The sequence below is a fragment of the Sphingobium sp. 3R8 genome (genome assembly GCF_020166615.1).
Classification (GTDB): Bacteria; Pseudomonadota; Alphaproteobacteria; order Sphingomonadales; family Sphingomonadaceae; genus Sphingobium; species Sphingobium bisphenolicum.
Map to the genome: position 1 here is coordinate 232,159 of NZ_JAIQXR010000001.1, position 12,821 is coordinate 244,979.

The window sequence follows — 12,821 nt, forward strand, 5'->3', positions numbered from 1 at the left end:
GGGCGTCGACCTCACACCGCGTCCGACAGCGAGGTGAACGTGAAGTCGCGCAGCTTCATCGGCGGGATCACCATGACCATGTCCGATTCGTCGCTCTTCACCCGCACCGGCTTGCCGAACTCCTCGACATTGTTGAGCATGATGACGGGGCTTTCGTTGAAGCGGAAATTCTTCACCGGATATTTGATCTGGCCATTTTCGATATAGAAAGTGCCGTCGCGGGTCAGGCCGGTCAGCAGCACCGTCTGCGGATCGACCATGCGGATATACCAGGTGCGCGACACCAATATGCCGCGTTCGGTGGTGCGGATCAGGTCGGCGGTCGACTTGGTGCCGCCTTCCATGATGACGTTGCCGAACTGCGCCTGTTCCGGCCTGCCCTGCTTTTGCGACCAGAAACGGCTGTAATTCATGTTCACCAGCTTGCCGTTCTGAATGATCGGCAGCTTCTTGCGCGGCAGGTTGTCGCCATCGTCCCAGGGCAGCACCGCCGCGCCGGGATAGGCGGGGTCGGTGAACATCGTGACCTGCGGGCCATAGACCTGCTCGCCCAGCTTGTTGCCGCCGCCCTTTTTCGACAGGAAGCTGCGGCCTTCATCGGCCGATCGTGCGTCGAAGAAGAACATCATGAAGGCGACCAGCCCGGCCGCCGCCGCCGGTTCCAGGATCACGGTATATTTGCCCGGTTCCAATGCCTTGGCCTCGGCCGACGCGCTCGACTTGCGCATGGCGACGCGAATATCCTCGCCCGCGTTGAAGGTCGCGACGTCCTGCACATTATGCCCGACCCAGCCCGACCCGCGCCCATCCTCGGTGCGGACGGTGCAGGTATAGTCGGAACTGGTCGACGTCTGGTATCCGTAATTGCCCTTGCTGTTCAGGAAGGCGACGAAGCCCGCCTGATCCTCCAGATAGCCTGCCGCGATCAGCTTCTCGGCGCGGCAGGGGCCGATCGAATCGGTCGCTACCTTGGCGCGATAGGCCGCGTCGATACCCGCCGTCGATGCGCTGAACGTATCGGTCTTCATATAGGTCTGCTTGGGCAGCGCCGGCATGAATTCCGGATTTTCCGGGGCCAGCTTGGCCAGCTCCTCGGCGCGGCGCACCACGCGCTCCAGCGCGGCGTCGTCGAACTGGTTGATCGTCGCGGTGCCGACGCGCTTGCCGAACGCGACCTGCACGGACAGTTCGATATTGTCGGTGATGCCCGCGGTGGACACGTCATTGCGCGCGAAGCGAACATTACCGCGGATCGCGCCGATCAGTTGGGCGGTGCATTCGTCCGCCTTGGAAAAGCCCACGACCTTGGTCAGGATCGTCTTGGCCTGTGCTTCGGAAAGGATGCTCATATCTTTGTCTCCCTAACCGATCAGCCGAGCGAACGGGCGGTGTTGATGACGTTGATGCCGTTGAAGCGCGCGGTCGACGATCCGTGCGACACGGCCGAAACCTGTGCCGGCTGGCCCTTGCCGTCGAAGAAGGAGCCGCCCAGGCGATAATCGCTGGCGTCGCATACCCCGGCGCACCCGTTCCAGAATTCGGGCGTGCGGATCTGGTAGGCGACATCCTCGATCTGCTGGGTGATCTTGCCCTGCTTGATCTCGTAGAAGAGCTGCCCGCCGAACTGGGCGTTATAGCGCTGCTGGTCGATCGAAAAGCTGCCGTCGCCGATGATGTAGATACCATCCTCGACATTGGAAATCATGTCGGCGACGCTCATCTTGGCCTTGCCCGGCTCCAGGCTGACATTGGCCATGCGCTGGAACTGCACGTTGGACCAGCTATCGGCATAGGCGCAGCCGTCCGACGCGGCCTTGCCCTCGATATGGGCCTGGTCGCGGATCGCCTGATAGCCGACCAGCTTGCCGTCGCGGATCAGATCCCACTTCTTGGTCTTCACGCCTTCGTCGTCATAGGACACGGCGCCCAGGCTGCCCGGCTGGGTCTTGTCGGCGACGATGTTCACCTTGTCGCTGCCATATTGGAAATGGCTTTGCAGCTTGTCCATCGTGGCGAAGCTGGTGCCGGCATAATTGGCTTCGTAACCCAGCACGCGGTCGAGTTCGAGCGGATGGCCGACCGACTCGTGGATCGTCAGCCAGGTATGCGACGGGTCGAGCACCAGATCATATTTGCCGGGCTTGACCGAAGGCGCCTTGATCTTTGCCATCGCCTGCTTGGCGGCGGCGACGGCGTCTTCCTTCATATCATAGGACTGGCCATAGACGGTGACGCCATTGGGCAGCACGGTCTTGCCGCTGGCCGCCCCGTCCAGATATTCATAGCCCAGCCCCATCGGCGCCGACAGGCCTTCGCGCACGCGGAACTTGCCGCTCGCCTTGTCGACCGCGGTGACTTCCATCGGCGCCCAGATGCGATGCACGTCCTGGTCGATATAGCTGCCGTCGGTGCTGGCGAAATATTTCTGCTCGTTCACCAGGAACAGGATGGAACGGATGAAGCTGGCTCCGGCGTCCAGCGCCGCGGCATTCACGCCCATCAGCAGGTCGACCTTGTCCTTGATCGGCACGGTCATGCTGTTCTTGACGATCGGCGTGCGCCAGCTGACCTCGCCCACGCCCGTCACCGGGGCGAGCTGGACCGGCGCGCTCTGGCCCGGCGCATTGGCCTTGGCGATGGCGACGGCTTGGCCCGCGGCCTTGGCGACGGCTTCCTTGGTCATCTCGTTGGTGGCGGCAAAGCCCCAGGCGCCATTGGCGATCACGCGGATTCCCACGCCGGTCGATTCGGTGTTCACCACATTTTCGACGTTGCGTTCGCGGGTGATGACGAACTGGCGCAGATAGCGACCGACCCGCACGTCGCAATAGGATGCGCCCGCGCTCTTGGCCGCGTTCATCGCGGCGTCGGCCAGTGCCTTCTTCACCGCCACGTCGATGGCGCTGTTCAGTTCCTCGGCGGCAATCACCTTGCCGAACATGGATGGGAGAAGGAGTCCTCCTGCGCCCGCGGCGCCAAAGGCCAGAAAATCGCGTCTGTGCAAGGCTTGTCTCCCGCCTGACTATGCCCGCAGGACGCGGGTCGGATTATATGTGGATCACGGTTTGCGGCCGTATCGGCTTGATAAGGTGGATCATCGCCGTCCGGACCGGCGGGGTCAAACATCTTTTACGGATGCACAAGAAGGCGGACTATGCTTTCGACAGATGTCATCTGTCGAAAAATACTCGCTGCCAAAAGCCGCACAGGCACGACAAATCGGCGGAGAAGGCTATGCCATCCCGCTGATATATCGTCATATCTGACTATGAAAATGTGGTCGGGGAAAGAGGATTCGAACCTCCGGCCCCTGCCTCCCGAAGACAGTGCTCTACCAGGCTGAGCTATTCCCCGACCGATGCCGAAGCCGCTTTGTGGGCGGCCCCGTAAGGCAGGAGTGGGCCTATAGAGGGGGCTTTCCGGACTGGCAAGCGGGCAATGACGCTTTTTTTGCAGTGGTTAGAGAAGCCCTGCCGCGCGGAAGCTGAAGCGGCTTTCGCCCGCATGGATCAAGTGATCGGCCAGCCGGATCTCCAGCGGCCGCAAACGACGCGCAATGGTTCGCGTCAGGGCGACATCGCGCCAGCAGGGCAGGTGTGACGCATGGCCGCCGCGTCGCTGGATCAGGGCGACCCAGCTGCCTTCGTCTCTCAGCAGGTGGTGCAGCACGCCATGCCAATCCTGGCGCAGCGTCAGCAGGCGTTGCGGTCGCCAGGCGCCATCCAGAATCGCGATCGCCAGTTCGTCCTCCATGCGTGCAGGATGCCGCGATCGCCATCCGGGGGGCAGCGGAACAAGAACCCTTTCGGACGGTGATTGCATATCCCGGTCCGATTGGCGCGGCCGCCGTCATGGGCTAAAGCATCGGGCTATATCCATTCGCAGGAACCCGCCTTGACCGACATGCCTTCCTCGTCCGTGCCCCATTATGAGCAGCAATATCTGGACCTGATGCGGCATATCTGGCGGCATGGCGACGAACGGGTCGATCGCACCGGGGTCGGCACCCGCTCGATCCTGGGTGCGACGATGCGATTCTCGCTGGCCAATGATGCGGTGCCGCTGCTGACCACCAAGCGGGTCTATTGGAAGGTCGCGGCGCGCGAGATGCTGTGGTTTCTGACCGGCGACACCAATATCCGCGAACTGGTGCGGCAGGGCGTGCATATCTGGACCGACTGGCCGCTCGACGCCTATCGCAAGGCGACCGGCGAGGATATAGACCGCGACACGTTCGAAATGCGGATCGTCGGCGACGATGATTTCGCCCGGCAATGGGGCGATCTGGGTCCGGTCTATGGCGCGCAATGGGTGAACTGGCCGCGCTATGAGGCGGTCGGCGACGGACTCTATCGAAAGGCGGATCAGGGCCATAACCAGATCGCCGATCTGGTGCAGGCGATTCGCGTCGCTCCCGGCTCGCGCCGCCTGCTGTTCACCGGCTGGAACGTGGCGGAAGTGGCGCAGATGGCGTTGCCGCCCTGCCATATGACCTATCAGTTCCAGGTGTCGGACGGCAAGCTCAACGGCTTGTTGTTCCAGCGTAGCTGCGACCTTGGCCTGGGCTTCGCCTTCAATATTTTCGGCCTCTCGATGATCACCCGGATGCTGGCGCAGCAGTGCGATCTGGAACCGGGCGAGGTGGTCTGGCAGGGCGGCGACGTCCATCTCTATCTGAACCATGCCGCGCTGGTGGAAGAGCAGATGGATCGAATCCCATCCGGCACACCCAAATTGCGGATCAATCGGCGGCCTTCGAGTATTTTCGATTATCGGATCGAGGATTTCGATGTCCTTGATTATGCGCCACAGGCCCATATTTCCGCGCCGGTGGCTATCTGACGAGACAGCGAGCCGGACAGTAGTAAAAGGAAAATGGGTAAGGAAGGCTTGCCTTTTGTGGCGTTGTAATTTAATAATTGCGTCAAGCAAGATTATTGCAATGCATCATAGGAGGCAGGATGAGCGATCCGACCGGATCAGGCGGTATTGAGGGGCAGCCAGGGCGTAATCTGCCGCCGCTGCGCCTGCACGTGCCCGAGCCGCCCGCGCGGCCCGGCGAAAGCGCCGACTTCACCCATTTCGACATTCCCGCCGCCGATGCGGCGCCCCGCCCGGACGAGGCGGCGCAGCCCGACGCCATGCGCGACATGGCCTATGGGCTGATTCGCGTGCTGGATGAGGATGGCGCGGCGGTGGGCGCCTGGAACCCCAAGCTCCCGCCCGAAACGCTGTTGCGGATGCTCCGCACCATGGCGCTGACCCGCGCCTTCGACGCACGCATGTTCCGCGCCCAGCGCCAAGGCAAGACCAGCTTCTACATGAAATCGACGGGTGAAGAGGCGGTGTCGATCGGCGCGGCGCTGGCCCTGTCGCGCGACGATATGTGCTTTCCCAGCTATCGCCAGCAGGGGATTTTGCTCGCGCGCGACTGGCCGCTGGTCGACATGATGAACCAGATTTATTCCAACAAGGGCGACCGGCTGAAGGGCCGTCAGTTGCCGATCATGTATTCGGCGCGGGACGCGGGCTTCTTCTCCATCTCCGGCAACCTTACCACCCAATATCCGCAGGCGGTGGGCTGGGCGATGGCCAGCGCCGCGCGCGGCGACACGCGCATCGCCGCGACCTGGTGCGGCGAAGGATCGACGGCGGAAGGGGATTTCCACTCGGCCTGTACCTTCGCCAGCGTCTATCGCGCACCCGTCATCATGAATGTCGTGAACAACCAATGGGCTATCAGTAGCTTTTCAGGTTTTGCCGGAGCCGAGTCGACCACCTTCGCCGCACGCGCCGTGGGCTATGGCATCGCCGGCCTGCGGGTCGATGGCAACGACATCCTCGCCGTCTATGCCGCGACGCGCTGGGCCGCCGATCGGGCGCGGTCCAATGCCGGGCCGACCCTTATCGAGCATTTCACCTATCGCGTCGAAGGGCATAGCACATCGGACGATCCGACCGCCTATCGCTCTGCCGAGGAAAGCAGCCTCTGGCCGCTGGGCGATCCGATCGCGCGGCTCAAAGCCCATTGCATCGGCTTGGGCATCTGGGACGAGGATCGTCACGCCGCGATGGACAAGGAATTGGCCGAACTGGTCCGCGACGCTGCGCGCGAGGCGGAGAAGAACGGCATATTGGGCCACGGCCTCCACCATCCGATGGAGAGCATGTTCGAGGATGTGTTCGAAGAGATGCCCCGGCACCTCAAGGAACAGCAGCAGCAGATGCTGGACGAATGGAAGGCGGCAGGACTGTGAGCGAAGTCATGACACAGGAAACTGCCGACACCATCCACATGAACATGATCCAGGCGATCAACAGCGCCATGGACGTGATGATGGAGCGTGACCCGACCGTGGTCGTGATGGGCGAGGATGTCGGCTTTTTCGGCGGCGTTTTCCGCGCCACCGCGGGCCTTCAGGCGAAATATGGCAAGAACCGCGTGTTCGATACGCCGATTACCGAATGCGGGATCATCGGCGTGGCCGTGGGCATGGGCGCCTATGGCCTGCGCCCGGTGCCGGAAATCCAGTTCGCCGACTATATCTATCCCGCGCTCGACCAGCTCGTGTCCGAAGCCGCGCGGCTGCGTTACCGCTCGGCGGGCGAGTTCATCGCCCCGATGACGGTCCGGTCGCCCTTCGGCGGCGGCATTTTCGGTGGCCAGACCCACAGCCAGTCGCCCGAGGGCATCTTCACCCATTGTTCGGGGATCAAGACGGTGATCCCGTCCACGCCCTATGATGCCAAGGGACTGCTGATCGCCGCGATCGAGGATAATGACCCGACCCTATTCTTCGAGCCCAAGCGCATCTATAACGGCCCGTTCGACGGCCATTATGATACGCCGGCGACCAGTTGGGCCGGTCATGCCGATGCGCAGGTGCCGACCGGCTATTACCGCATCCCGTTGGGCAAGGCGCGGATCGCGCGGGCAGGCGGCGCGCTGACCGTCCTCTGCTACGGCACGATGGTCCATGTCGTCGAGAATGTGGTCGCGACGCTGGGCATCGACGCGGAGATCGTCGACCTGCGCAGTCTGGTTCCGCTGGACATCGACACGATCGAGGCGTCGGTGAAGAAGACCGGCCGCTGCCTGATCGTGCATGAGGCGACGCGAACCAGCGGTTTCGGCGCGGAATTGCTCGCTCAGGTGCAGGAGCGTTGCTTCTACCATCTCGAAGCGCCGATCGAGCGCGTCACCGGCTTTGACACGCCCTATCCGCACAGCCTGGAATGGGCCTATTTCCCCGGGCCGGTGCGTATCCGCGAAGCCATCAACAAGATCATGAAGGACTAAGGGTCATGGCGCTGTTCACGTTCAAGCTGCCGGACATCGGCGAAGGCATCGCACAGGCGGAGGTCGTCGGCTGGCACGTCAAGGTCGGCGATCGGGTCGAGGAAGACCAGCCGATCGCCGACATGATGACCGACAAGGCGACGGTCGAGATGGAAAGCCCGGTTGCGGGCACCGTGGTGCGTCTGGCCGGCGAGCCGGGCGACCAGATCTCTATCGGCGCCATGCTGGTGGAGATCGAGGTGGAAGGCGAAGCCGCCGCCGTGCCGCCGCCATCGGTGGAGACGATCGAGGCGGAAACGCCGGGCGAGGCGGTGATCGAGGCAACAGAAACTCCCCTTCCTGGAAGTTCAAACGAGTCACGTGCCTCGTTTGAAGGGCCGGGGGTGGATGGCGAGCATCGCCAGCCTTCCGCCGTCGAAACGCCGGAGCCGCCTGCGGCGGCACCCACCCCCAACCGGAGGGGAGAAGAACCTGTCCTCGCGTCGCCCGCCGTCCGCGCGCGCGCCAGGGAATTGGGCGTCGATCTCGCCCAGGTGAAGCCGTCCGGCGACCATGTCCGCCATTCTGACCTCGACGCCTATCTGCTCTATGGCCAGGGGCAGGGCTATCGCCCCGCGGGACGATCGGCGAAACGCGCCGACGAGCAGGTCAAGGTCATCGGCATGCGCCGCCGCATCGCGGAGAATATGGCCGCGTCCAAGCGCGCCATTCCCCACTTCACCTATGTCGAGGAAATTGACGTCACTGCGCTGGAGGATCTGCGCGAGCAGCTCAATGCGAACCGCGGAGACCGGCCCAAGCTGACCATGTTGCCGCTGCTGATCGTGGCGCTGTGCAAGGCGCTGCCCGACTTCCCGATGCTCAACGCCCGCTATGATGACGAAGCGGGCGTGGTCACGCGCCATGGGTCGGTGCATCTGGGGATGGCGACGCAGACCGATTCGGGGCTGATGGTGCCGGTGATCCGCGACGCGCAGGACCGCAATGTCTGGCAACTGGCGAGCGAAATCCGCCGACTGGCCGACGCCGCGCGCAGCGGCAAGGCGAAGTCGGAGGAACTGTCCGGCTCCACCCTGACGCTCACTTCCCTGGGTCCGCTTGGCGGGATCGCCACCACGCCGGTCATCAACCGGCCCGAAGTCGCGATCATCGGCCCCAACCGCGTGATCGAACGTCCTGTATTCAAGGGCAAGGAGATCGTTGCGGCGAAGCTGATGAACCTGTCGATCAGCTGCGACCACCGCGTGGTCGATGGCTGGGATGCGGCGAGCTTCGTCCAGGCGGTGCGCAAGCTGCTGGAGGCGCCGGCCTTCCTGTTCGTGGACTGATCGGCATGACGGACCGGGCGGCGTCGGCGTCGCCCGGTTCCCTACCGCATGACCGCGCGATAGCTTAATCGTCCGGCCCGGCCTGGCGGCACGGCTTCGGGCAGTTGCCAGCGTATATGGGTGACATCCTCCGCCACGGCCCGACGCACGCCGCCCAGCGGGGTCGGCAGCCAGAGCTGGTCCAGCCGGCCCCAATGGCCGCCACCATCGACCGACACCTGCATATGGGGATCGCTGATGTCCGGGCGGGTGCCGTGCGGCACCGCGCGTGTGACGGCATAGTCGCGCACGGGCTGGGCGCCATCATTGCGCCAATGGACGATCACGATCAGCGTGTCGCCGGGGCCGACCCGGTCGGCGCTCTCCAATGTCCGGCGCGGGCGGCCGTTGATGTCGGTCGATACGCGCTCCACGAACATTTGCGTGCCCAGCCGGATCGCCGGCTGCGCGGTGGCAGGATGCGCGGCCATCAGGCCCGTCGCCACAGCCAGCGCCATAGGAACCGGAGCCCAAAGCATCCGCGTCATTCTCTTCCCCGTTCTTGCGTCCCCTGCGGCCGTGATTAGCGAGGGCGCGCAAATATTTGGTTAAGCCCGCCTTTTCCGCTCATGTTGGGGCGATGACGCCCTTTGTAAATTGACGCTGCACCGCGGGCGGCGCACATCGGACGGGAACGAAAAGGGAATCGACCGCGCGTGACCATGAATGAGCAGCAAGAGGTCAACCGGCGTCGCGACCGGCTGCTCGCGTCGATCGCGCTGACGTCGGGCATCGGCCTGATCCTGGCGCTGCCCTTCGCCCTGCGCGCGGGGGCGGAATTTTTCCTGCCGCTGACCGCCGCACTGGTCATCGCCATCGCGCTGGTGCCGTTGCTGGAATGGATGGAGCGGCGCGGGTTGCCGTCGGGGCTGGCGGCGCTGATCGCGATGATCGGCTTTCTCGTCGTCGCCAATACCGCGCTGGTGCTGATCGTGGTGCCGGCGACCGACTGGTTCCGCATCCTGCCCCAGCGCCTGCCGCAGATTCAGGCGAACCTCGCCCCGCTGATCGACTTCTACGCCAATCTTCAGCGCTTCGTCGACGAAACGGTGCGGATGGTGGCCAACGGGCCGGTTGCGGCGGCGCAGACGGCCGCGGTCGATGCACCGCGGTCGCTGTTGCAATTCGCCGCCACCTCCGCTCCCTCGGCGATCATCCAGATGGTGTTCGCGCTGCTCATCATCTATTTCTTCCTGGCGGGCTGGACCCGGTTGCGACGCCGCACGATCAACAGCCGTGGCAGCTTCGACGGCGCCATGGCGGTGGCCCGGGTGATCCAGAATATGGTCGATGCGACGTCGGCCTATGTCATCACCATCGCCACCATCAACCTGTGCCTGGGCCTGGCCATCGCCTTCGCGCTGTGGCTGATCGGCATGCCGTCTCCGCTGATGTGGGGCGGCATCGTCGCGCTGCTGAACTTCATTCCCTATTTCGGGCCGATGCTGGCGGCGATGCTGCTTGGACTGGGCGGCCTGATGGTGTTCGACGACGTCTATGTCGCGCTGCTGCCGGCGGCATTGCAGGTCGGTTTTCACCTGGTGGAGGCCAATGTCGTTACGCCGATGCTGCTGGGCCGGCGGCTGACGATGAACCCGCTGCTGATTCTCGTCTCGCTGGCCTTCTGGGGCTGGGTATGGGGTACGCCCGGCGCGTTGCTCGGCGTGCCTCTGCTCATCATCATCCAGACCGTGGTGTCGGCGGCCGGAACCCCCGATATTGCCGGTTTCCTGTTCGAGCAGGGGACGTTGACGGTCGCCCCGCGCAAAGAAAATGACGAGAAAGAGGAAAGTCCCGTTGCGGACGGTTGACAGCATCGGCGGACGCTCATAGACGGCGCTTCCACACCAAACGCGGGTGTAGCTCAGTTGGTTAGAGTGCCGGCCTGTCACGCCGGAGGTCGCGGGTTCGAGCCCCGTCACTCGCGCCACTTTCCCTGACAGGAAGGTGGAAATGGTGTTCCAGGCAGCATCGTCTGGTGATCGGCAAGATCACGAAAGATGCCACCCTGCGCGGGTGTAGCTCAGTTGGTTAGAGTGCCGGCCTGTCACGCCGGAGGTCGCGGGTTCGAGCCCCGTCACTCGCGCCACTCTCCCTGACGGGAGGGTGATTTCTCCCAGATTTGCATCATCTGGCGGCTTTCGGGCCGGAAAACATGCAAGCGCCTTACGCGGGTGTAGCTCAGTTGGTTAGAGTGCCGGCCTGTCACGCCGGAGGTCGCGGGTTCGAGCCCCGTCACTCGCGCCATTCCCCGTTCCGACCGGGAGTGGCGCTATCGCGTAACATGATCGGGCCGACGCCATCGGCCCCGGCCCGACCCAGACAATTTTACAGATTCTCGCCCACGATAGCTGGTGCGAGCGGCTCTTCCGCCAGCCAGCGATAGGCGCCGCCGGCGACCAGCGCGCCGATCATCGGGGCCAGCCAGAACAGCCATAGTTGTTGCAGCGCCATGCCACCGACCAGAAGGGCCGGGCCGGTGCTGCGCGCCGGATTGACCGATGTGTTGGTGACCGGGATGCTGATGAGGTGGATGAGAGTCAGCGCCAGCCCGATCGCGATCGGCGCGAATCCGGCGGGCGCGCGGCTGTCGGTCGATCCCAGGATGATGATGAGGAAGCCGAAGGTCAGCACCGCTTCGATCGCCAGCCCTGATCCCAGCGCATAGCCGCCGGGCGACAGCGGCCCGAAGCCGTTCACCGCCAGGCCATTGCCGGCCAGCGCATAGCCCGGCTGGCCGCTGGCGATGTACAGCAGCAGCGCCGCCGCGATGACCGCACCCACCAGCTGGGCGACGACATAGGGAGCGATGTCGCGCACGGGGAAGCGGCCCCCGGCCCACAGGCCCACGGTCACCGCGGGATTGAGATGACAGCCGGAAATATGACCTATCGAATAGGCCATGGTCAGGACGGTGAGGCCGAAAGCCAGGCTGACGCCCAGCAGGCCTATGCCGACATCCGGGAAGCCCGCCGCCAGCACCGCGCTGCCGCAACCACCGAAGACCAGCCAGAATGTGCCGAATGCTTCGGCGAAAAGTCTCTTGCCCAACGGAACCATAGCATCCTCCTGTGAAGGGATATTCCCGCCACCGGCATGGTCTGGGTCCGGTGCGGGGTGGCGCCGCCCGGGGATTTCAGGAAAATATCGACATGAAGGATGGTCGCCCCGGCTGGAGCGCCACGCAAAGCTGGCCGACGCATGGACATGCCTTCGTCCCCCAATTCGGAAGCGCCGAAACCTGTCCCGGAACAGCGGGATTACCCGTTACGGCCCCTCAACGATATCGGGATATCGTGAAATGCAGGGCCTGTCACTGCCTATCCGCGGCGCCAGCGCCCGGTTTCCATCCAGGCAAGCAACCGCCTGAGCGGCAGCACCCAGATCCACACGATCCCCAGCACGACATAGATGGGCGCCTGCGCCCACATCGGCAGCGCGCCGATCAGGCCCGACAGGCTGCCCACCAGCACCGCCCACAGCGCGATCAGCCCCACGATCGCGAACATCCCTACGGGCTTGCGCCAGCTCGGCTGGTGGTAATGGCGCGGGTCGATGCTCACAGTTCCGGTCCTTCGATCAGTTCGACTTCGGTCATGATGATGTCCAGCGGCAGATCCCACGGGTCGGCGGGCAGGGTGTCGATCTCCTGCGCGGACCAGGCGATACCGACCCGCAGCGCATCGGGGAAACGGGCGAAGGCGCGGTCATAATAGCCGCCGCCCTGGCCCAGCCGGTTCATCGCCCGGTCGAACCCGACCAGCGGCGCGACGATGACGTCGGGCGTCACCGGCCCGTCGCCCGGTTCGGGGTGGCTGGTGCGGAACGGACCGGGCACCAGTTGATCTTCGGGCTGCCAGACCAGGAAATCCATGCTGCCCAGCCGGTCGAGCACCCGCGGCAGCGCCACGGTCTTGTCCAGCGCCTGCAACTGCGCCGCCATGCGCTGGGCCGGGGCTTCGTCATCGACCGCCATGTAGAGCGCCACGACCTGCGCATCGGCGATCCGGCGCGCCAATGGCGACGGGATCGCCTTGAACGCCAGCCGATGCGCGAGCGGGTCGAGCGCGGCGACGAAATTGGTTCGGCGCTGCCGTGCGATCGCGCGCAATGCCGTCTTGTCGGCGGCGGGGGTGTCGTCGCTCATCATGGCC

12 protein-coding genes and 4 tRNA genes are annotated in these 12,821 nt (G+C 64.3%); 8 read left to right on the forward strand and 8 right to left on the reverse strand.

Features of this window, described 5'->3' with window-relative positions:
• Positions 1 to 11: 11 nt before the first annotated feature.
• The 4 genes from K9B33_RS01090 to K9B33_RS01105 all read right to left on the reverse strand — a co-directional run bounded on the left by K9B33_RS01090 (position 12) and on the right by K9B33_RS01105 (position 3,753).
• Positions 12 to 1,349 carry a TldD/PmbA family protein gene (locus tag K9B33_RS01090; protein WP_224546046.1) on the reverse strand — a complete coding sequence of 446 codons (1,338 nt, stop codon included), beginning with the start codon at positions 1,347 to 1,349 and terminating at the stop codon, positions 12 to 14.
• A gap of 20 nt (positions 1,350 to 1,369) precedes the next feature.
• On the reverse strand, positions 1,370 to 3,004 hold the full coding sequence (locus K9B33_RS01095) for a TldD/PmbA family protein (RefSeq protein ID WP_224546047.1): 1,635 nt from the start codon (positions 3,002 to 3,004) through the stop codon (positions 1,370 to 1,372).
• Between the two features lie 273 nt (positions 3,005 to 3,277).
• Positions 3,278 to 3,354 (reverse strand) — tRNA-Pro (locus K9B33_RS01100).
• A gap of 105 nt (positions 3,355 to 3,459) precedes the next feature.
• The gene (locus K9B33_RS01105; RefSeq protein ID WP_224546048.1) at positions 3,460 to 3,753 is read right to left on the reverse strand and encodes a JAB domain-containing protein; all 294 of its coding nucleotides are present in this window, start codon (positions 3,751 to 3,753) and stop codon (positions 3,460 to 3,462) included.
• Positions 3,754 to 3,903: 150 nt separating this feature from the next.
• Here K9B33_RS01105 and thyA point away from each other — a divergent pair, with 150 nt between their 5' ends.
• From thyA to K9B33_RS01125, 4 genes are all read left to right on the forward strand, one after another.
• Complete coding sequence (gene thyA, locus K9B33_RS01110) at positions 3,904 to 4,842, forward strand: thymidylate synthase (protein WP_224546276.1); 939 nt, start codon at positions 3,904 to 3,906, stop codon at positions 4,840 to 4,842.
• A gap of 119 nt (positions 4,843 to 4,961) precedes the next feature.
• Positions 4,962 to 6,257, forward strand: coding sequence for a 3-methyl-2-oxobutanoate dehydrogenase (2-methylpropanoyl-transferring) subunit alpha (locus K9B33_RS01115; protein WP_224546049.1), 1,296 nt, complete (start codon positions 4,962 to 4,964; stop codon positions 6,255 to 6,257).
• A gap of 38 nt (positions 6,258 to 6,295) precedes the next feature.
• Positions 6,296 to 7,300 (forward strand): alpha-ketoacid dehydrogenase subunit beta, encoded by a 1,005-nt coding sequence (locus K9B33_RS01120; protein ID WP_224546278.1) that lies wholly within the window; start codon positions 6,296 to 6,298, stop codon positions 7,298 to 7,300.
• 5 nt (positions 7,301 to 7,305) lie between these two features.
• Positions 7,306 to 8,628, forward strand: a complete 1,323-nt coding sequence (locus K9B33_RS01125) for a dihydrolipoamide acetyltransferase family protein (RefSeq protein WP_224546051.1) — start codon at positions 7,306 to 7,308, stop codon at positions 8,626 to 8,628.
• Between the two features lie 41 nt (positions 8,629 to 8,669).
• Here the strand turns inward: K9B33_RS01125 and K9B33_RS01130 are convergent, their stop codons facing one another.
• Complete coding sequence (locus K9B33_RS01130) at positions 8,670 to 9,125, reverse strand: hypothetical protein (RefSeq protein ID WP_390902448.1); 456 nt, start codon at positions 9,123 to 9,125, stop codon at positions 8,670 to 8,672.
• A gap of 198 nt (positions 9,126 to 9,323) precedes the next feature.
• Between K9B33_RS01130 and K9B33_RS01135 the strand changes: the two genes are divergently transcribed.
• The 4 genes from K9B33_RS01135 to K9B33_RS01150 all read left to right on the forward strand — a co-directional run bounded on the left by K9B33_RS01135 (position 9,324) and on the right by K9B33_RS01150 (position 10,914).
• Positions 9,324 to 10,478, forward strand: a complete 1,155-nt coding sequence (locus K9B33_RS01135) for an AI-2E family transporter (RefSeq protein ID WP_224546053.1) — start codon at positions 9,324 to 9,326, stop codon at positions 10,476 to 10,478.
• 42 nt (positions 10,479 to 10,520) lie between these two features.
• Positions 10,521 to 10,597: transfer RNA gene (locus tag K9B33_RS01140), tRNA-Asp, on the forward strand.
• A gap of 82 nt (positions 10,598 to 10,679) precedes the next feature.
• A tRNA-Asp gene (locus K9B33_RS01145) sits at positions 10,680 to 10,756 on the forward strand.
• An 81-nt stretch (positions 10,757 to 10,837) separates the two neighbouring features.
• A tRNA-Asp gene (locus K9B33_RS01150) sits at positions 10,838 to 10,914 on the forward strand.
• A gap of 81 nt (positions 10,915 to 10,995) precedes the next feature.
• On the opposite strand, the gene aqpZ is transcribed toward K9B33_RS01150, so the two are convergent.
• The 3 genes from aqpZ to K9B33_RS01165 all read right to left on the reverse strand — a co-directional run bounded on the left by aqpZ (position 10,996) and on the right by K9B33_RS01165 (position 12,814).
• Positions 10,996 to 11,727, reverse strand: a complete 732-nt coding sequence (gene aqpZ / locus K9B33_RS01155) for an aquaporin Z (protein WP_224546055.1) — start codon at positions 11,725 to 11,727, stop codon at positions 10,996 to 10,998.
• A gap of 260 nt (positions 11,728 to 11,987) precedes the next feature.
• Complete coding sequence (locus K9B33_RS01160; RefSeq protein WP_224546057.1) at positions 11,988 to 12,230, reverse strand: DUF2842 domain-containing protein; 243 nt, start codon at positions 12,228 to 12,230, stop codon at positions 11,988 to 11,990.
• On the reverse strand, positions 12,227 to 12,814 hold the full coding sequence (locus K9B33_RS01165; RefSeq protein WP_224546058.1) for a 5-formyltetrahydrofolate cyclo-ligase: 588 nt from the start codon (positions 12,812 to 12,814) through the stop codon (positions 12,227 to 12,229). Before K9B33_RS01165 ends, K9B33_RS01160 begins: the two co-directional genes overlap by 4 nt.
• Positions 12,815 to 12,821: the final 7 nt, after the last annotated feature.

What these genes read in the sequence shown, in the direction of transcription:
- aqpZ (WP_224546055.1), bottom strand. Translation starts at nt 11,727, where the DNA reads ATGGTTCCGTTGGGCAAGAGACTTTTCGCCGAAGCATTCGGCACATTC.
- K9B33_RS01105 (WP_224546048.1), bottom strand. Translation starts at nt 3,753, where the DNA reads ATGGAGGACGAACTGGCGATCGCGATTCTGGATGGCGCCTGGCGACCG.
- K9B33_RS01165 (WP_224546058.1), bottom strand. Translation starts at nt 12,814, where the DNA reads ATGAGCGACGACACCCCCGCCGCCGACAAGACGGCATTGCGCGCGATC.
- K9B33_RS01130 (WP_390902448.1), bottom strand. Translation starts at nt 9,125, where the DNA reads ATGGCGCTGGCTGTGGCGACGGGCCTGATGGCCGCGCATCCTGCCACC.
- K9B33_RS01125 (WP_224546051.1), top strand. Translation starts at nt 7,306, where the DNA reads ATGGCGCTGTTCACGTTCAAGCTGCCGGACATCGGCGAAGGCATCGCA.
- K9B33_RS01115 (WP_224546049.1), top strand. Translation starts at nt 4,962, where the DNA reads ATGAGCGATCCGACCGGATCAGGCGGTATTGAGGGGCAGCCAGGGCGT.
- thyA (WP_224546276.1), top strand. Translation starts at nt 3,904, where the DNA reads ATGCCTTCCTCGTCCGTGCCCCATTATGAGCAGCAATATCTGGACCTG.
- K9B33_RS01120 (WP_224546278.1), top strand. Translation starts at nt 6,296, where the DNA reads ATGAACATGATCCAGGCGATCAACAGCGCCATGGACGTGATGATGGAG.
- K9B33_RS01090 (WP_224546046.1), bottom strand. Translation starts at nt 1,349, where the DNA reads ATGAGCATCCTTTCCGAAGCACAGGCCAAGACGATCCTGACCAAGGTC.